Source organism: Cellulomonas endophytica (genome assembly GCF_004123805.1).
GTDB lineage: Bacteria > Actinomycetota > Actinomycetes > Actinomycetales > Cellulomonadaceae > Cellulomonas > Cellulomonas endophytica.
Window position 1 is genome coordinate 32,130 of record NZ_RWJX01000001.1, and the last position, 17,673, is coordinate 49,802.

Below are 17,673 nucleotides of genomic sequence, written 5' to 3' on the forward strand. Positions count from 1 at the left end.
GGTCCTGCTGCCTGTCCGCCCGGCTGCTGACTCGTCACCCGCGCCCGGTGCGGGGCGCGCCCGTGCTCTCCGGGGTGCCGGAGCACCCCGCCTCACGCCACCGCGGCGACCTGCGTCGCCCGGCGGACGGGCAGGTGCTCCGACCCGCGGGCCGCGTCCCGCCCGACGACGAGCTCCCACGTCTCCACGGGCCCGTGCTCGCCGGCCGGCGGCGCGGCGTCGACGTCGGGCCCGCCCTCGACCCGGACGAAGCCGGCCTCGGGGAGGATGCGCTGCGCCGGCGCGTTGCGCCCCGAGGGCACGAAGTGCGCCAGCACCCGCGCGAAGCCCTTCTCGCCCGCGTGCTCGACGAGGGCCGCCAGGAGCGCGCGCTCCGCCGTGCGGCCCAGCACCCGGCACGACATCACGAAGGTGTCGAGCCTGAGCGTCGTGCCGTCGGGCACCGCGACGACGGCGGCGACGAGGCCGTGGTCGTCGAACCGGTCCCGCACCCGCATCGCCCAGACGACGGCCCCCGGCGTCACCCCGAAGGCCTCGACGGCGGCCGTGCCGTGGCGCCGGCCCGTGAGGTTGAGCTGGTTCGTCTTGCCGATGAGCTGCACCACGCGCGCGAGGTTCGTCTCGGACAGGTCCTCCACCGTCGCCGTCATCCCGAGCGCGGCGAGGAACTCCTCCGGCGAGGCCGCGGACGTGCTCAGCCGCTGCGCCTCGTGCCGGGCGCGGTACTGCTCCGTGCGGCGGGCGTCCTCGGCCGTGAGGGCGACGGTCTGCAGCCCCGGGAAGCGCGCGAGGGCCGCCACGTACCCGCTGGGGTCCGGCGGCAGGTCCACGACGCCGACCTGCGGCAGCTCGTGCCGCATCCGCTCCCGCTCGGCCGGGTTGTCGTCGACGAGGACGAACGCCTCGAGGCCCAGGCCCAGCGTCGCCGCCATGGAGCGGACGGCGTCGGGCTTCGTGCCCCAGCCCGCCTCGAAGGCCACGAGGTCGTCGAGCCCGAGCACCATCTCCGGGTGCGCGCTGAACGGCCGGCGCGCCTCGTCGGGGTTGTTCTTCGTCGAGACCGCGAGCACGAGCCCGCGGCGCCGCAACGAGCGGACGTAGTGCTGGAAGGCGACGAACGCCTCCCCCGCCGGCGTCCCGCCGAGGGCGATGCCGCCGAGGCCGTCCTCACCGACGACACCGCCCCACAGCGTGTTGTCGAGGTCGAGCACGACGACCTTGCGCGAGAGCCCCAGCGCGGCGGCGGCGACGTCCGTGAGCCGAGCGGCCAGCGCGCCGACCGCCCCGAGGCCGACGGCGTGCTTCGCGGCGAACCAGTAGCGGCTGTCGGCCCACACCCGCGCGCCGACCTCGGCCGCCACCGCCTCGGCGTCGACGAGGTGCACGCCCGCGGGTGCGGCGTCGGCCAGGCGGAGGTTGAGCTCGCGCACGAGGCGGCGACGGGCCCCCGGCAGGACCGCGCCGAGGTCGCCCAGCGCGTCGTCGGGGGCCGGCACGAAGGTCGCCTGGACCACCGTGGCGCCCGACCGCTCCCGGAGCGGCCGCCACAGCCCCGTCCACCGCGCCACCTCGGCCGCCAGGTCGGCCTCGGGGTCCTCCGACAGCTCCGGCAGGTGCAGCTCGCGGGCGTCCACGACGAGCAGCACCACGTCCGGGGCCGCCGCGTAGAGCTCGGAGGCCGGGTCGACGACCGCGGCCTCGTACGTGCGGTAGCCGGTCTCGACGGTCGTGGCCGCCAGCCCGTGCGCGAGCGCCGCGACGCGGACGGCGGCGGCGAGCTGCCCGCTCGTGTGGCTCGACACGACCGCCACCGTCGCCTCGCGGCGGGCCCAGCCCGCCACCGCCCCGTCCGCCCGCAGCCGGGCCAGGAGGCGGTCGGCGCCGGAGGTCTGCCGCAGGTCGGGCCGGCCCTGCGCGAGCCGCGCCAGCACGTCGAGCGCGGCGGCGCCCCGGCCCGCGCGCTGGTGCTCGAGGGCGGTGGCCAGCGGCTCGGCCGCGACGCCCGTCGTGGTGGTGCCGTGGTCGGTGCTCACGCGGTCTCCTCCGGCGTCGTGCGGGCGCGGACCACGCGCGGCGGCTGGGCCAGCACCGTGGCCCCCGCCGGCACGTGCGTCATGACGACCGCGTTCGGTCCGATCGTGGCGCCGTCGCCGATGCGCACGGCCCCCACGACGACGCAGCCCGCGCCCAGGGACACCCCCCGCCCGACCTGCGGCGCCTGCTGGGCGAACGTCGCCCGGTCCCCGCTGCCCGCGCCGAGCGAGACGCCCTGGCGCAGCACGCAGTCGTCGCCGATCGCGGCGAAGGGGTGGACGACGATGCCGTGCTGGTGCGCGACCCGCACGCGGCGCCCGAGGCGGACGGTGCGCGGGATCTGGATGCCGTACACGTTCCGCACGAGCAGCCACGCCAGCTTGTGCGCCCGCAGCGCCGGCCCCCGCAGGACGGCCGCACCGCCCCCCGCGTCCAGCCAGACCCCCACCCGGTGCAGCGCCACCGCGTGGAACCCCGGCGTCAGCGGCCCCGTGCTGTTCGTCCGGCGGTCCTCCCGGAGCAGCTCGACGAGCTCGCCCACCGACCGCGGCACGGGCTGCTCGCCCGTGACGGCCGGCACCCGTCCTGCCGCGCCCGTGCCCGCCGTCCCCGCCTGCGTCGTCATGGCCCCGCCCCCCTCCGGCTCGTGACACGGCGATGCTAGGACGACGCCCGTCCGATTTGGGCGGTTTTGCCCGGGTGAGTTTCGGGCCACCCGAGGGTTGCTCGTCCGGGTGACGACGTCACCCGCACGGCCCGCACCCGGACGGGTGATCCTGCTCCGCGCCCGGCAGTGCCGCCGGGCCGGCCCGAGGACGACGACGCCCCCGCCGAGCGGCTCGCAGGGAGCCGCCCGACGGGGGCGCGGTGCCGGCCGGGGCCGGACGTGTCAGTCCTGCCAGACCTTCCAGGGCGCCTTGTCGGCGTCCCAGAGGGCGTTGAGGTCGGTCCAGTCGCGGAACGTGTCCATGCCGGCCCAGAAGCCCTCGTGCGCGAAGACGCCGAGCTGGCCGTCGCGCGCCACCTGCTGCAGGGGCGCCCGCTCCAGGAGCAGCTCGGGGTCGTCGTCGAGGTACTTGTCGACGAAGGCGCGCTCGAAGAGGAAGTAGCCGCCGCTGACGAAGCCGGTGGTGCTCTGCGGCTTCTCGAGGAAGGCGGTGACCTTCGTGTTCGTCGCGTCCGCGGTCATCTCGCCGAAACGGCTGGTCGGGCGCACGCCCGTGACCGTCGCGAGCAGGCCGCTCTCGTTGTGCTGCTTGAGCTGGGCGGTGAGGTCGACGTCGCCGACGCCGTCGCCGTACGTGAGCGCGAAGGGGCCGTCGCCGATGTAGTCGGCCACGCGGCGGACGCGGGCGCCCGTGCCGCTGAGCAGGCCGGTCTCCGCGAAGGTGACCTCCCAGTCCACGTCGCTCGCGTCGCCGTGGAACACGGGCGTGTGGTCGCCGCCGACGTGCAGCGTGAAGTCCTCGGAGTGCTCGCGCATGTCGAGGAAGTAGCGCTTGATGAGGTCGCCCTTGTAGCCCAGGCAGAGGACGAACTTGCGGAAGCCGTGGGCCTCGTACGTCTTCATGATGTGCCACAGGATCGGCTTGCCGCCGATGTCGACCAGGGGCTTGGGGAGCTTCTCGCTCGCCTCGCGGAGGCGGGTGCCCATGCCCCCGCAGAGGATGACGACCGGCACGTCGGCCGGGTCGAGGTCTCGCGTCGGTTCTGCCATGGCTGATGCCTCTCGTGGTGTGGACGTCGTCAGGGCGCGCCGCCCCTGCCCCGACCCGCCGGCGTACCGCTCGGTGGTCCGGGGCCGCTGCCCGCCAGGGAGCACGCTAGGACAGGTGCTGTCCGGTTTGTGCCGGATCGTGGGTTTTCTCACCCGGTCAACCACCCTCGGGCCCCCTCCCCGGCCTCTACTGTCTCGCCGAGGCGATACCGCCATCACCGCTGACCGCTCCGAGGGGGAGACGTGCGCATTCTGGTCACCGGCACCGAGGGTTACCTCGGCTGCCTCCTGGCCCCGACGCTGGTCCAGGAGGGCCACGAGGTCGTCGGGCTGGACACGGGCTACTACCGGGCCGGCTGGCTCTACAACGGCGTCCCGCTGACGGTGCAGACCGTCCAGAAGGACATCCGCGACACCACGGAGGCCGACTTCGAGGGCTTCGACGCGGTCGTCCACATGGCCGAGCTGTCGAACGACCCGCTGGGCGACCTCCTGGGCGAGGTCACCTACGAGGTGAACCACAAGGGCTCGCTGCACGTGGCCGAGACCGCCAAGCGCGCCGGCGTGGAGCGCTTCGTCTACATGTCCTCGTGCTCCGTGTACGGCGTGGCCGACGGCACGGTCGACGAGACCTCGCCGACGAACCCCCAGACGGCCTACGCCGTCTGCAAGGCGCTCGTCGAGCGGGACGTCACCGCGCTGGCCGACGACAGCTTCACGCCGACCTTCATGCGCAACGCGACGGCCTTCGGGGCCTCGCCGCGCATGCGGTTCGACATCGTGCTGAACAACCTGTCGGGCCTGGCGTACACGACCGGCGAGATCGCCATGACGTCGGACGGCACCCCGTGGCGCCCGCTCGTCCACGGCCTGGACATCGCGAAGGCGATCCGCCACGTCCTGGCCGCCCCGCGCGAGGACGTCCACGCGCAGGTCTTCAACGTCGGCTCCGAGGCGCAGAACTACCAGGTGCGCGAGATCGCCGAGACCGTCGCCGACGCGTTCCCCGGCTGCAAGCTCTCCTTCGGCGAGCCCAGCGCGGACAACCGCAGCTACAAGGTGAACTTCGACAAGATCCACTCGGTCCTGCCGGGCTTCTCCTGCGACTGGGACGCCCAGAGCGGCGCCCGCCAGCTCGCGCAGGTCTTCGGGTCGATCGACCTCGACGAGGCCACCTTCACCGGTCGTGGCCACACGCGTCTGAAGCAGCTCCAGCACCTGCTCGCGACGAAGCAGATCGACGCCGAGCTGCAGTGGGTGTCCTGATGCGTCTCGTCCCCACCGCGATCGCGGGCGCCACGGTCATCGAGCTCGACCTCCTGTCGGACGAGCGCGGCTTCTTCGCGCGCACGTTCGACCGCAAGGCCTTCGAGGAGGCCGGCCTCGAGCCGCTCGTCGAGCAGGGCAACGTCTCGTTCAACTACAAGGCCGGCACGCTGCGCGGCATGCACTTCCAGGTCGCCCCGGCGCCGGAGGCCAAGCTCGTGCGCTGCACCCGCGGCGCGATCGTCGACATCATCGTGGACGTGCGGGAGGGGTCGCCGACCTACCTCCAGCACGTCGCGGTGGAGCTGACGGCCGAGAACCGTCGCGCGCTGTACGTGCCGCCCTTCTTCGCCCACGGCTACCAGACGCTCGTGGACGACACGGAGGTCGTGTACCAGGTCAGCGGCACCTACACGCCGGCCGCCGAGCGCGGCCTGCGGCACGACGACCCGGTCCTCGGCCTGCGGTGGCCCCTCCCGGTGGACTCGACGTCCCCGAAGGACGCCTCGTGGCCGCTGCTCGGCACGCCCGAGGCGGCCGTGCCGCTGCCGGCGACGGAGGGCGCCCGGTGATCCTCGTCGACAGCGCCCTCGAGCGCCGCCGGGTCGAGGGTCGGCCGCTGCGCGTCGGCATGATCGGCGCCGGCTTCCAGGGCAAGGGTCTGGCCAACCAGATCGTCAACAGCGTGCCCGGCATGGAGCTCGTCGCCATCGCCAACCGCACGGGCCAGCGCGGCGTGGACGCCTACGCCTACGCCGGCGTCACCGACGTCGACCTCGTCGACTCCCCCGCCGCCCTCGACGCGGCGATCACCCACGGCCGCCCCGCGGTGACCGAGGACTGGTCGCTGCTGGTCGGCTCCGGGCTCGTCGACTGCCTCGTCGACGTCACGGGTGCCGTGGAGTTCGGCGCGCACCTGACGATGGCGGCCATCGAGGGCGGCAAGCCGCTCGTCACGATGAACGCCGAGCTGGACGGCACCGTCGGCCCGCTCCTGGCGGACCGCGCCCGCAAGGCCGGGGTCGTCCTGACGGGCGCCGACGGCGACCAGCCCGGCGTGCAGCAGAACCTGCTGCGCTTCGTGCGCTCGCTCGGTGCGGAGCCGCTCGTCGCGGGCAACATCAAGGGTCTGCAGGACCCCTACCGGAACCCGACGACCCAGCAGGGCTTCGCCGAGAAGTGGGGGCAGGACCCCTACATGGTGACGAGCTTCGCCGACGGCACGAAGATCTCCTTCGAGCAGGCGATCGTCGCCAACGCGGCGGGCTTCACCGTGCCGAAGCGCGGCATGAACGGCTGGGACCACGCCGGTCACGTCGACGAGCTGACGTCCCGGTACGACGTGGAGGAGCTGCGGGCGCTCGGCGGCGTCGTCGACTACGTGGTCGGGTCCAAGCCCGGCCCCGGCGTCTACGTGCTGGCGGCGCACAGCGACCCCAAGCAGCAGCACTACCTGAACCTGTACAAGCTCGGCACCGGGCCCCTGTACAGCTTCTACACGCCGTACCACCTGTGCCACTTCGAGGTGCCGAACAGCGTCGTGCGGGCGGTCGACTTCGCCGACGCCGCGCTCGCGCCGACCGGTGGCCCGCAGGTCGACGTCGTCACGACCGCCAAGCGCGACCTGCCCGCCGGGCACGTGCTCGACGGCCTCGGCGGCTACGACACCTACGGCCAGGCGGAGGCGTACGCCGTCTCGCGCCGCGAGGACCTGCTCCCGCAGGGCGTCGCGGTGGACTGCCGGCTCACGCGCGCCGTCCGCAAGGACGAGGTGCTCACCTACGCCGACGTCGAGCTGCCCGCGGGCCGGCTCGTCGACCGGCTGCGGCAGGAGCAGGTCGACCTCTTCGGCTGACCGGCCCCGCACGACCGCGACCCCCGTCCCGACCCTCACCGGTCGGGGCGGGGGTCGTGGCGTCGGGAGGCCCGCCGCCGGCCCGCGTCCGAGGGGACCAGCCCCGGCCGGCGTGGGCGACGGTGCGCCGGCGGGAGGAGGCCGGAGCCGTGACGATGTCCCGAGCCGGGGCGGGACCGACACGACAGCAGGGCCCCCGCGCGGTGCACGGGGGCCCTGCTCGTGTGCGGTGGGTGGCCGCCCCGAGGGGCGGCCGTCCGGTCAGGCGGCGCCGGCGGTCTCCGAGCGGCTCGGGGTCAGGACGCCGGCACCCGCCGTGGCGGGGCCGCCGAGGCCGGCGGGCGCGTGGCCCGGGACCTTGATCGCGGGGGCCGTGGCCTGCGGGACCGCTGCCACCGGGGCGCTGACGGGCGAGGCCGGCGCCGGCGCCGGCACGACGGCGACCGGGGCCGCCGCGACCGGGGCCGCGACGACGGCCGGGGCCGGGGCCGCGGCCAAGGCGACGGCCGGGGCCTTCGGCGTCGAGCGGCCGGAGAGGCCGGCGACGTGGAACGTGCGCCGCTGCAGCTCGCGCAGCAGCCCGCGGGTGCTCACCTGCGTGTAGTCGGACAGCGCCGCGAGGCAGCGCGCCCGCTCGGCGGCCGGCAGCGGCGCGCGCCGCAGGCCCGCCAGGAACCCCTCGAGCAGGTCCCAGTGCGGCATGGGCGCCGGGGGCACGGGGCCGCCGGTGAAGACGGGGTAGCGGGTGCGCAGGTCGGTGGCACGCGTGGTCCGGCCCGAGTACTCGCGGCGGTGGAAGAGGACCTCCGGCACCTCGACGAGGCGCCCGTGCAGGCCCATCTCCGCGAGCAGCGCCCGGTCCGAGCGCGGGTAGGCGCCGTGCAGCCCCGTCATGCGGAGCACGTCGAGCCGCATGAGGCCGAAGATCTGCACGCAGGGCCAGCCCTTGTGCGTCAGGGCGTGGAAGCGCTCGTGCGGCGTGGCCGCGTCCATCGCCAGGCCGTTGGGGACGAGGCCGAGGAACTGGCCGTTCTCGTCGACGTCCATCGTGCGGCAGTGCGCCAGCACGGCCGTCGGGTCCTCCTCGAGGAGACCGACCGTGGCCTCGAGGTACCCGGGCAGGTGCATGTCGTCCGCGGCGGCCCACTTGAAGTAGCGGCCCCGCGCCATCGGGACGGCGCGGTTCCAGTTCCAGGCGAGCCCGCGGTTGACCGGCGCGCGGTCGTAGCGGATCCGGTCGTCCTCGCGCATCCACGCGCGGACCATGTCCTCCGTGGCGTCGGTCGAGGCGTTGTCGGTGATGACGAGCTCGAGGTCCCCCATCGTCTGCCCGAGCAGCGACTCGACCGCCGGCGTGAGGAACTCCTGGGCGTTGTAGACGGGCAGGGCGACGGTGACGAGTGGTGCGCTCATGCTCGGACCTCCGGGAGGGTGGTGCCGGGGACGACCAGGCTGGGGTCGAGGGACGTGAGGTCGGCGGAGCCGGCGAGCGCCATGGTGTGCACGAGCTCCGCGCGCACCTGCTCGAGCAGGCCCTCGACCCCGTCGGCGCCCTCGGCCGCGAGGGCCCAGAGCGCGGGACGGCCGAGCAGCACGCCGCGGGCCCCGAGGGCCAGCGCGACGAGGACGTCGAGGCCGGACCGCAGCCCGCCGTCGACGAGGACCGGGGCGCGGCCGCCGACGGCGGCCACCACCTCGGGCAGAGCGAGCGCCGCGGGGAGCGCCCGGTCGAGCTGGCGGCCCCCGTGGTTGGAGACGACGACGCCGGCGGCACCGGCGTCGAGCAGGCGGACGGCCTCGTCGCCCCGCAGGACGCCCTTGACCAGCACCGGCAGCCCGCTGACCTCGTGCAGCCAGCCGATGACGTCCGCGTCGACGGAGGGGTCCTGCTCCGTCAGCGCGGGCACGTCGGCGCCCTCGGGCAGGTGCTCCGCGAGGTTGACGAGGAACTGCTCCGGCGGCACCGCGATGCGCACGCCGCCGACGGACCGCTTGGCACCGACGTAGGGCGTGTCGACCGTGAGGACGAGGGCCCGCGCGCCGGCCGCGGCGGCCCGCTCGACGAGGGCCCGCGTGAGCGAGCGGTCCTTCATGACGTAGACCTGGAACCACCAGGGCCCGGCGACCGCCGCGACGTCCTCGATCCGCCGCGAGCAGCGGGTGGACAGCACGAAGAGGGACCCGGCCCGCGCCGTTCCGGCCGCGGTGGCGAGCTCGGCGTCGGGGTGCGCGAGCCCGTGGAACGCCATGGGCGCCACGCCGACCGGCGACGCCAGCGGCGTGCCCAGCAGCTCCGTCGTCGTGGACACGTGCGCGACGTCCCGCAGCGACCGCGGGCGCAGCCGGTAGGACGCCCAGGCGCGGGCCGCCTCGTGCACGGTCGTCTCGCTGCCCGAGCCGGCGGCGTAGTACGAGTACACCTCCGGCGGCAGCAGCTCCCGCGCCGCGTGCTCGCGGTCGTCCGGCAGCATGCTCCGCCGCGGTGTCGTGGTGGTCACGGCTCCGCTCACCTCCCCCTGTGGTGCCTGTCGGCCGCCGGGACCTGGGCCCCGGCTCGGCGTCACGCTAACCACCCGGAATGTCCGAAGTGGGTGAATTCGCCGGATTTCACCCGCTCCTGATCCGTTCGGGTGACGGCGGTCGCGACGGCTCCACGACACGTGCGGGACGAGCGTCGCCCGTGCTGTCCCGTTCCGTCCTGCTCCGCACCGGCGTGGCGCTGCTCCGACCGGGTGAACGTCGTCACACCCGCGTCACGGGGCTCAGGTCGGCGATTTCACCCGCCGAACCACTCCCCATGCTGACCCGACCGCTCCTCGCCCTGCTGACCGGGATCGCGCTCACCGCGACCGGCGCGGTGGCCGCCCCGGCCGCCGTGGCCGCCCTCCCCGCGACCGGCACCGACGCCGCGGGCACCGACGCCGTCGCGACGGACGTCACCACGAGCGCCACCACCGCCGCGACGTCGGCCGTGCGCGTCAACGCCGGCGGCGGCGCGCTCGTCGACGCCGCGGGCCGCACCTGGGCGGCTGACGCCGGCGCCGTCGGCGGCCGGGCATCGACGCAGACGGACGGGGACGTCGCCGGGACCACGGAGGACGCCCTCTACCGCCAGCTGCGCGTGGGGATGACGGGGTACGCCCTGAAGGTGCCCGCAGCCGGCACGTACCGCGTGACCCTGCACATGCAGGAGAACTACCACACGGCCGTCGGCGCCCGGGTCTTCTCCGCCCGGGCCGAGGGCACGACCGTCTTCACCGACCTGGACCTGGTCCGCACGGCGGGACCCCGCACCGCCTACGCGGTGTCGAAGGACGTCGCCGTCACCGACGGCACCCTCGACCTGGCCTTCTCGGCGCGCACGAACCTCAGCACGGTCTCCGCCATCGAGGCGGTCCTGTCCTCGCCCACGACCGGCACGGTGGGCCCGAGCCCCTCGCCCACGCCGCTCCCCTCGCCGACGACCCCCGCGCCGACGGGCCCCGTGGCCTTCCCGGTCCGCGCGAGCGCCGACGGCACGGCCCTCGTCGACGCCCAGGGCGCGCCGTTCACGTACCTCGCCGACACCCCGTGGCTCGCGCCGACGAAGCTGGACCAGGCCGGCATGCGCACGCTGCTCGACACGCGCCGGGCGCAGGGCTTCACCGCCGTGCAGATGTCCGTCCTGCACTTCTTCGGGCAGCAGTCGCAGTCGACGAAGAACGCCTACGGCGACCTGCCCTTCGTCGGCGGGTACGACCTGGCACGGCCCCTCGAGGTCGGGGCCCGGACGAGCAACCCGGCCAGCCCGGACTACGACTACTGGGACCACATCGCGTGGGTCGTGGAGCAGGCGCAGGCGCGCGGCCTGGCGATCACGCTCGTGCCGTCCTGGTACGGCTACGACGGGCAGGACTGGCGCCCGCGCGTGAACACGACCAACGCGAAGGTCTACGGCACCTTCCTCGGCCAGCGCCTCGGGCACTACGGCAACATCGTCTGGATGCTGGGCGGGGACAACAACCCCGTCGGCGACGTCGAGAAGGTCTCGACGACCGCGGACCGCAGCGACAAGGTGGCGGCGACCGACGCCATGGCCTACGCCATCCGCGCCGCGGAGCCCGTCCGGCACCTCATGACCTACCACGCCGCCCGCACCGTGAGCTCGCACGTGCACTTCGCCGGCCGCTCCTGGCACACCCTCGCCTCCGCCTACGCGAACGAGTACACGCACAAGTGGGCGGTCGCGAGCAGCGGCAAGGGCATCCCCGTCGTCGTGACCGAGGCCTACTACGACAACCGGCCCAAGGCCCCCGTCCTCGACCACCGCAAGCTCCGCGCGGAGGCCTGGTGGTCCGTCCTGTCCGGCGCGGGCTTCGCGTACGGGCACGAGAACGTCTGGGACGTCGACGGCGCCTGGTCGACCGGCATCCGCGACGGCTCGGCGTCCGACATCGGCCGCATCCGCACGATCCTGGCCCCCTTCGGGCCCGTGAAGGCCTCGCGCACGGTGCTGACCTCGGGCGCGGGCACGACGAACGGCCTCGACGCCGCCGTCACCGGCCGCGCCGGCAGCACCGCGGTCACGTACGTCCCGACGAGCCGCTCCGTGACCGTCGACCTCGACGCGCTCGGCGGCAGCCAGGTCCAGCTCGTCTGGGTCGACCCGGCGACGGGCACGACGCGGACGGTCGGCACGGTGCCCGCCCAGGGCACGAAGACGCTGTCCTGGCCGGGCTGGTCCGACGCCGTGCTGCTCATGACGGCGCGCTGACCCGCCCCCTCCGCCCCGCGCACCCCCGGACGCCGCCCGTCCGGGGGTGCGCGGCGTCACGCCCGGATCATCCCCCGCCCCGGCGCGTCCGGGCCGGGGCGTGGGGCAGGCTGGTCGCGTGGACCAGGGGCGCACGGACGACCGCCAGGACGACGGCGTGAGGGCGGACGCCGAGGGCGTCGGCGCCCGCGTCGACGGCGGGGCGGCCCCGCGCCGCCCGCGCCGGCGGGTGCTCCTGGGTGCCGCCGCCGGTGCCGTCCTCCTCGCCGGGGGTGTCACGGCGGCCGTCGTCGCGAGCCGGGACGGCGCCCCCGCCCCCGCCGCCGGCACCTACCCGGTGCGGGCGTCGGACGACGGGACCTCGCTCGTCACGGCCGACGGGGACCCCTTCCTCTACCTCGCCGACACCGTGTGGCTCGCGCCCAGCCGGCTGGACCAGGAGGGGTGGGCGTCCCTCCTGGACGTGCGCGCGGAGCAGGGCTTCACCACGGTCCAGGTGTCGCTGCTGCCGTTCAGGAACCTGTCCGACGACCTGGCGAACTTCGGCGGCGCCGAGCCGCTGGAGGGCACGGACCTCGGGGCCCCGCTCGAGGTCGGCGGGCGGACGGACGACCCGGGCAGCCCCGACTACGACTACTGGGACCACGTCGACGCCCTGCTGCGCCTGGCCGACGAGCGCGGCCTGCAGGTGGCCCTCGTGCCCGCCTGGTACGGCTACGAGGGCGAGAACTGGCGCGGCGAGCTCGACGAGGGGGCCGCCGCGGCCTACGGCACGTTCCTCGGCGAGCGCCTCGGCGGCCACCGCAACCTCCTCTGGCTGCTCGGCGGCGACAACGACCCGGTCGACGACGTGGACAAGGTCGACGGGGACCGGGCCGACCGGGTGCGCGACGTGCGCGACGCGACGGACGCCATGGCGGAGGCGATCGCGGAGGCCGAGGCCGTCCCGCACCTCATGAGCTACCACGCCCGTCGCACGGTGAGCAGCCTGGAGTTCTTCGCCGGCCGCGACTGGCACACGTTCGCGTCGGCGTACGGGGACGCGCTCACCTGGGAGGCCGTGGCCGGCAGCAGCGGCCAGGGCGTGCCCGTCGTGCTCACGGAGGCCTACTACGACGGCCGCGAGCGGGCCCCCGAGCTCGGCGAGCGCCGGCTGCGGGCTCAGGCGTGGTGGGCGGTGCTCGGCGGCGCGGGGTATGCGTACGGCCACGAGGACGTCTGGGACCTCGACCCCGGGCACGGGGCGGACTCGGACGCGTCGGGCCGCTGGCAGGACGCGCTCGCCGCCCCCTCGGCGGCCGACCTGACCGTCCTGGCCGACGCGGTCGCGGGCTCCCTGCCGCTGCGCCCCGCCGACGACGTGCTCGTCTCCGACCCCGGGGAGGGCGACGGGCGCGTCGTCGCGGCCCGCTCCGGCGACGGCCGCCGCGCCTGGCTCTACCTCCCCGAGGCCCGCCCCGTGGAGGTCGCCCTCGACGCCGTCGGGGGCCGGCGCGTCACGCTCACGTGGATCGACCCGGACGACGGGGCCGCGGACGTGGTCGACACCGTGGACGCCGAGGGCACCCTGGATCTCGAGCCGCCGGAGGACCTCGACGACGCGGTGCTCCTCGTCGAGAGCGCCTGACCCGGCCGTCCCGTCCGGGCGGGTGCCGGCACGCCCGGCCCCGGCGCGCCCGTGCCGGTCAGACCCGGACGGCGAGGACCGCGATGTCGTCCCCGTCGCCGCCGAGCGCGCCCAGCACGTGGTCGCACAGGCCGTCGGGGTCGTCGGGACCCTCCGCCAGGGCCGCGGCGAGCCGCTCCAGGCCGCGCTCGAGGTGCTCCCCGCGCCGCTCCACGAGCCCGTCCGTGTAGGCCAGGAGCAGGGACCCGGGGGCGAGGTGGTGGCGGGCGGTGCGGCGCGACCGGGGCTGGACCCCGAGCAGCAGGTCCTGCGCGTCGTCGAGCGCCTCGACCCGCCCCGACGGGTCGCGCAGGAGGAACGGGGGGTGGCCCGCGCTGGAGTAGGTGAGCGTCCAGCCGCCGTCGTCCGCGGGGTCGAGCCGGCCGTACGCGAGCGTGGCCATCGTCGTCAGGCCGAGGCCGCTCATGAGCTGGTCGACCCGCTCGAGGACGTCGCCGGTGGAGCCCGTGCCCGCCCCCCAGGCGGCGGCGCGCAGCAGCCCGCGCAGGTGGCCCATCCGCGCGGCGGCCAGCACGTCGTGCCCCACGACGTCCCCGATGGCGACGCCGAGCGAGCCGTCGGGCAGGTCGATGAGCTCGTAGAAGTCGCCGCCGACCTGCGCGCCGGTCTCGCTGGCGCGGTAGCGCGCGGCGGCGGCGACGCGGTCGAGCACGGGCAGCTCCGGCAGGAGGCTGTGCTGCAGCGTCTCCGCGATCCGGTGCTGCGCCCGGAAGAGCCGGGCGTTGTCGAGGATGATCCCCGCCCGCCGGGCGAGGTCGACCGCGACCTCGAGGTCCTCGTCGGTGTGCCGGGGGCTCTCCGGGCCGCGCACGAGCACGAGCAGGTCCGTGATGCGCTCGCGCCCCGGCACGGCGACGAGCAGGACGGAGGACCGGCCCAGGCCGTCGCCGGTGGGCAGCACGTCGGGGTCCCGGACCCACGTGCGGCGCTCGTCCAGGTGGCGCGGGTCGTCGAAGTCGCTGATCCGGCGCGCGTGCGCCTCCCCGAGGAGCAGCGGCACGACGGGTCCCGGGACGAGCGTCTCGCGAACCCCCTCGACCCAGCGCTCGAGGTCGGGGGTGCGGCCCGGGTCGCGGTGCAGGGCGGCGGTCTCCGCGACCCCGCCGCGGTCGTCCGTCGTCACGAGCACCGCCCAGTCGGCGAGGCGCGGGACGAGCAGCCGGGTGAGGCGCCGCCGGCACTCGTCGACGTCGAGGCTGCCCGTGAGCTCGCTCGTCGCCTCGACGAGGAGGTCCAGCCGCTGCTGGGCGCGCTCGGCGGCCACGCGTGCCCGGCGCTCCGCCTCCAGCGCGCGGTCGCGCTCCGCGTCCGCGGCCACGCGGGCCGTCACGTCCGCCTGGATGCCGACGAAGTGGGTCAGCTCCCCGTCCGGCCCGTGGATCGGGCTCATGGACACCTGGTTCCAGAAGGCCGTCCCGTCCTTGCGGTAGTTGAGGATCGTCACGGTGGCGTCCTCCTCCGCCTCGATCGCCCGCCGCAGCGCCGCCCGCGCCTGCGGGTCCGTGGCCGGGCCCTGGAGGAAGCGGCAGTTGCGGCCCAGCACCTCCTCCGCGGCGTACCCCGTGGTCGCCTCGAACGCCGGGTTGACCCAGACGAGCGGGACGTCCTCGTCCTGCGCGTCCGCCACGGTGAAGGACAGCCCCGTGGCGACGACCGCGCGGTCGCGCAGCTGGGCGCTCGCCTGCGCGGCGTCGAGCGCGGCCTGGGCGGCCTCGCGCCGGCTGAGCGGCAGGAAGACGACGAGCGCGTGCCCCTCGAGCATCGGGGCGTCGGCCATCGGCAGCGCGACGACCCACAGCGGCAGCCGCTGACGGCCCATGGCGCTCCCCCGCGCCGCCGAGACCGCCTCGCCCACGACCGGCACGGACCGCGCCACCTTCGACAGCGGGTGGTCCGTCTCCGACAGCTCGGCGCCGTCGAGGTCGCGCAGGTCCGCCAGGTCCGACCACGCGTCGAGGGCGACCGGCAGGCGGGCGCCGGGGGCGAGCTGGTCCGCCACCGGGTTCGTGTAGACGACGCGGCGGCTGCGCAGGTCGACGAGCAGCACGGCGGCCGGGGCGTCCCCGGTCACGAGGGCGAGCTCGAGCGAGGAGGTCAGCGCGCCGGCTCGCGCGCGCTGCTCGACCGTCACGGGCACATCCTCACCTGGACGCCGCCGGCGCCGCCACCGCTGCTACCCGTGGGGGTGTCCCCTCATCGGGTGGCGCGCCGGCGGGCGAGCCCGACGAGGGCGCCACCGGCCGCGAGGACGACGAGGGCGAGGAGCCCCAGGTCGGCGGCGTCCGTGCCCGTGGCGGCCAGGGCCGCCGTCCCGGTGCGGCGCGGGCCCCCCGCCGTGACCCCCGGGGCGCTCGTCGTCGTCGGCGCGGCCGTGGGGTGCGCGGTCGGGTCGCCGACGGGCGCCGGGGTGGGCACGGATGTCGGGCTCGGGTCCGCGATCGGGGTCGGCGTCGGGGTGGGCGTCGGGGTGGGCGTCGGGGTGGGCGTCGGCGCGGGAGCCGCCGGGGTCGTCGTCGTCAGCGTCCAGTTCGTGTCGCTGAACGCGGTCGGGTCGATGACGCCGTCGGCCGTGGCGCGGTCGATGAGGAGCTGGCGGATCTCGAGCAGCTCGTCGTAGACGACCGGCGCCGACGCGACGTGCGGGAAGCCACCGCCGCCGCTGGCGCGGTAGTTGTTGACCGCGAGCACGAAGCGGTCCTCCGGGGCGACCGGGGTCCCGTCGGGGTGGGCGAGCCCGAGCACCCGCGACCCGGCGGGCTCGGAGACGTCGATCGTGTAGTCCACGCCGGACAGGGCGTCGAAGTTGTAGTCGGGGATGCCCGTGGGGCGGTCGGGCGTCACGGCGTTCGTGCCCGTCGCGGGGTCGAAGGTCGCGCCCTCGGCCGTCTGCACGAAGTACCGCGCCGACCACTCGAGGTAGTCCCGCAGCTGCGCGCCCGTGAGCTCGACGCCGCGCAGGGTGTTCTCGTAGATGTACAGGCCCGCCATGTCGCGGATCGTCACCGCGCCCTGCGGGAAGACCGCGGTGCGCGAGAACGGCGACGCCTGGGAGACCACCGGCACGTCGGCCCAGGCGGTCCCCTCCAGCGCGGCCTCGACGGTGCGCGCCTGGGTGTCGTTGATGAAGTCGATGATCGGCGTGTCCTCGTAGCGCGAGGTGGCGGCCGGCAGCGCGGTCGCCGAGGTGGCGATCTCCGTGTTCACGTAGTCGACGGTCGCGGCGTGCTGGTCCGCGACCGCGGCGACGACGTCCGGGTCCTCGGCGGCCACGTCGCGCGCGTAGTGCGGCTCCACGGTCGGTGCCTGCCCCGTCCAGTCCACCTCGAGGCCGCCGTCCGCCCCCTCGACGAGGTGCAGGGTGGTCTCCGTGACGCCGCGGGCCCAGTAGTCCGGCTGCGTGACGAGCACCTTGCCGCCGTCGGCGGCGTCGTAGACCGTCGCGGGGCGGTCCTGGTGGCTGTGGCCGGCGACGACCACGTCGACGCCCGGGACGAGACGGGCGATGTTGCCCGCGACGTCCTCGTGCAGCGCGCTCGGGTCGTAGCCGGCGTCCGGCACCGTGCCGTCGCCGGTGTGCGCCAGGACGACGACGACGTCCGCCTGCGCCGCGACCTCCGGCACCCAGCGTTGCGCGGAGGCGACCATGTCCTCGAACACGATCTCGTCCTCGACGAACGCCTTGTCCCAGACCCGGACGCCGGGGGTCACGAGCCCGAGGACCCCCACGGTGACCGTGCGCCCGTCGACCGTCCGCTCGACGAGCGTGTAGGGACGCTGCGCCTCCCCGTCGTCGGGCAGCAGGTCGAACGGGTCGCCCGTCTGCACGTCGACGGCGTTGCCGGCGAGGAGGGGCGCGTCCAGCTGCGCCGCGTACGCCTGCAGCAGCGGCAGGTCGTAGTTGAACTCGTGGTTCCCGACGACCTGCGCGTCGTAGCCGATGCTGTTGAAGGCGCGCGCCGTGGGGTGCGTCGTGGTGCCCGCGAGGACCCCGGGGGCCTCCTCGCCCAGCCCGTACAGGTACGTCAGGGGCGTGCCCTGGATCGCGTCGCCGTTGTCCACGACGAGCACGGACTCCGCACCCTTCTCCGCGCGCACCTCGTCGACGACGGTGCCGACCCGGGCCAGCCCGAGGGCGTCCTCGCCCTCGTAGGGCCCGTCGGCGAAGTAGTCCCAGTCCAGGACGTGCCCGTGGACGTCGGTGGTGGCGAGCAGCGTGAGGTCGATCCCCTCGTCGCCGGGCGCCGCGTGGGCCGGGGCCCCGAGGGCCAGGGCGCCGAGGGCGGCGGGCAGGACGAGCAGGCGGCGGCGCGAGGGCATGGGTCTCCCGGGTCGGTCGGTCCGGTGTCACCCGGATGCGCGCA

General features: G+C 75.5%; 12 protein-coding genes. 5 read left to right on the forward strand and 7 right to left on the reverse strand.

The window, feature by feature from the left end:
• Positions 1-92: 92 nt before the first annotated feature.
• From EJA20_RS00140 to EJA20_RS00150, 3 genes are all read right to left on the reverse strand, one after another.
• Positions 93-2,033 (reverse strand): HAD-IIIC family phosphatase, encoded by a 1,941-nt coding sequence (locus tag EJA20_RS00140; RefSeq protein ID WP_164983773.1) that lies wholly within the window; start codon positions 2,031-2,033, stop codon positions 93-95.
• Positions 2,030-2,659 carry a serine O-acetyltransferase gene (locus tag EJA20_RS00145; RefSeq protein WP_129336153.1) on the reverse strand — a complete coding sequence of 210 codons (630 nt, stop codon included), beginning with the start codon at positions 2,657-2,659 and terminating at the stop codon, positions 2,030-2,032. Before EJA20_RS00145 ends, EJA20_RS00140 begins: the two co-directional genes overlap by 4 nt.
• Before the next feature lie 264 nt (positions 2,660-2,923).
• The gene (locus EJA20_RS00150) at positions 2,924-3,751 is read right to left on the reverse strand and encodes a glucose-1-phosphate cytidylyltransferase (RefSeq protein ID WP_129336154.1); all 828 of its coding nucleotides are present in this window, start codon (positions 3,749-3,751) and stop codon (positions 2,924-2,926) included.
• A gap of 243 nt (positions 3,752-3,994) precedes the next feature.
• Between EJA20_RS00150 and EJA20_RS00155 the strand changes: the two genes are divergently transcribed.
• From EJA20_RS00155 to EJA20_RS00165, 3 genes are read left to right on the forward strand one after another with little or no spacing between them, the layout of a single operon-like run.
• A complete protein-coding gene (locus tag EJA20_RS00155; protein ID WP_129336155.1) occupies positions 3,995-5,017 on the forward strand; it encodes an NAD-dependent epimerase/dehydratase family protein in 1,023 nt (340 codons plus the stop codon).
• Positions 5,017-5,589 carry a dTDP-4-dehydrorhamnose 3,5-epimerase gene (rfbC, locus tag EJA20_RS00160; RefSeq protein ID WP_129336156.1) on the forward strand — a complete coding sequence of 191 codons (573 nt, stop codon included), beginning with the start codon at positions 5,017-5,019 and terminating at the stop codon, positions 5,587-5,589. The genes EJA20_RS00155 and rfbC overlap by 1 nt, the downstream gene beginning before the upstream one ends.
• Positions 5,586-6,872 carry an NAD(P)H-dependent oxidoreductase gene (locus EJA20_RS00165; RefSeq protein WP_129336157.1) on the forward strand — a complete coding sequence of 429 codons (1,287 nt, stop codon included), beginning with the start codon at positions 5,586-5,588 and terminating at the stop codon, positions 6,870-6,872. Before rfbC ends, EJA20_RS00165 begins: the two co-directional genes overlap by 4 nt.
• Before the next feature lie 261 nt (positions 6,873-7,133).
• Here EJA20_RS00165 and EJA20_RS00170 read toward each other — a convergent pair whose 3' ends face one another.
• The gene (locus EJA20_RS00170; RefSeq protein WP_129336158.1) at positions 7,134-8,285 is read right to left on the reverse strand and encodes a glycosyltransferase family 2 protein; all 1,152 of its coding nucleotides are present in this window, start codon (positions 8,283-8,285) and stop codon (positions 7,134-7,136) included.
• A complete protein-coding gene (locus EJA20_RS00175; RefSeq protein WP_240674817.1) occupies positions 8,282-9,370 on the reverse strand; it encodes an alpha-hydroxy acid oxidase in 1,089 nt (362 codons plus the stop codon). Before EJA20_RS00175 ends, EJA20_RS00170 begins: the two co-directional genes overlap by 4 nt.
• A 299-nt stretch (positions 9,371-9,669) precedes the next feature.
• On the opposite strand from EJA20_RS00175, the gene EJA20_RS00180 reads away from it, so the two are divergent.
• Positions 9,670-11,625, forward strand: coding sequence for an apiosidase-like domain-containing protein (locus tag EJA20_RS00180; protein ID WP_129336159.1), 1,956 nt, complete (start codon positions 9,670-9,672; stop codon positions 11,623-11,625).
• A 118-nt stretch (positions 11,626-11,743) separates the two neighbouring features.
• Positions 11,744-13,252 (forward strand): apiosidase-like domain-containing protein, encoded by a 1,509-nt coding sequence (locus EJA20_RS00185; protein WP_164983774.1) that lies wholly within the window; start codon positions 11,744-11,746, stop codon positions 13,250-13,252.
• 58 nt (positions 13,253-13,310) lie between these two features.
• Here the strand turns inward: EJA20_RS00185 and EJA20_RS00190 are convergent, their stop codons facing one another.
• Both EJA20_RS00190 and EJA20_RS00195 read right to left on the reverse strand, forming a co-directional pair.
• Positions 13,311-15,443 (reverse strand): SpoIIE family protein phosphatase, encoded by a 2,133-nt coding sequence (locus EJA20_RS00190; RefSeq protein WP_129336161.1) that lies wholly within the window; start codon positions 15,441-15,443, stop codon positions 13,311-13,313.
• Between the two features lie 62 nt (positions 15,444-15,505).
• Entirely contained in the window at positions 15,506-17,629 is a 2,124-nt protein-coding gene (locus tag EJA20_RS00195) for a bifunctional metallophosphatase/5'-nucleotidase (protein WP_129336162.1), read from the reverse strand.
• Between the last annotated feature and the right edge of the window lie 44 nt (positions 17,630-17,673).

Excerpts from the sequence above, each read along its gene's own strand:
- EJA20_RS00195 (WP_129336162.1), bottom strand. The coding sequence starts at position 17,629 with ATGCCCTCGCGCCGCCGCCTGCTCGTCCTGCCCGCCGCCCTCGGCGCC.
- rfbC (WP_129336156.1), top strand. The coding sequence starts at position 5,017 with ATGCGTCTCGTCCCCACCGCGATCGCGGGCGCCACGGTCATCGAGCTC.
- EJA20_RS00145 (WP_129336153.1), bottom strand. The coding sequence starts at position 2,659 with ATGACGACGCAGGCGGGGACGGCGGGCACGGGCGCGGCAGGACGGGTG.
- EJA20_RS00170 (WP_129336158.1), bottom strand. The coding sequence starts at position 8,285 with ATGAGCGCACCACTCGTCACCGTCGCCCTGCCCGTCTACAACGCCCAG.
- EJA20_RS00180 (WP_129336159.1), top strand. The coding sequence starts at position 9,670 with ATGCTGACCCGACCGCTCCTCGCCCTGCTGACCGGGATCGCGCTCACC.
- EJA20_RS00150 (WP_129336154.1), bottom strand. The coding sequence starts at position 3,751 with ATGGCAGAACCGACGCGAGACCTCGACCCGGCCGACGTGCCGGTCGTC.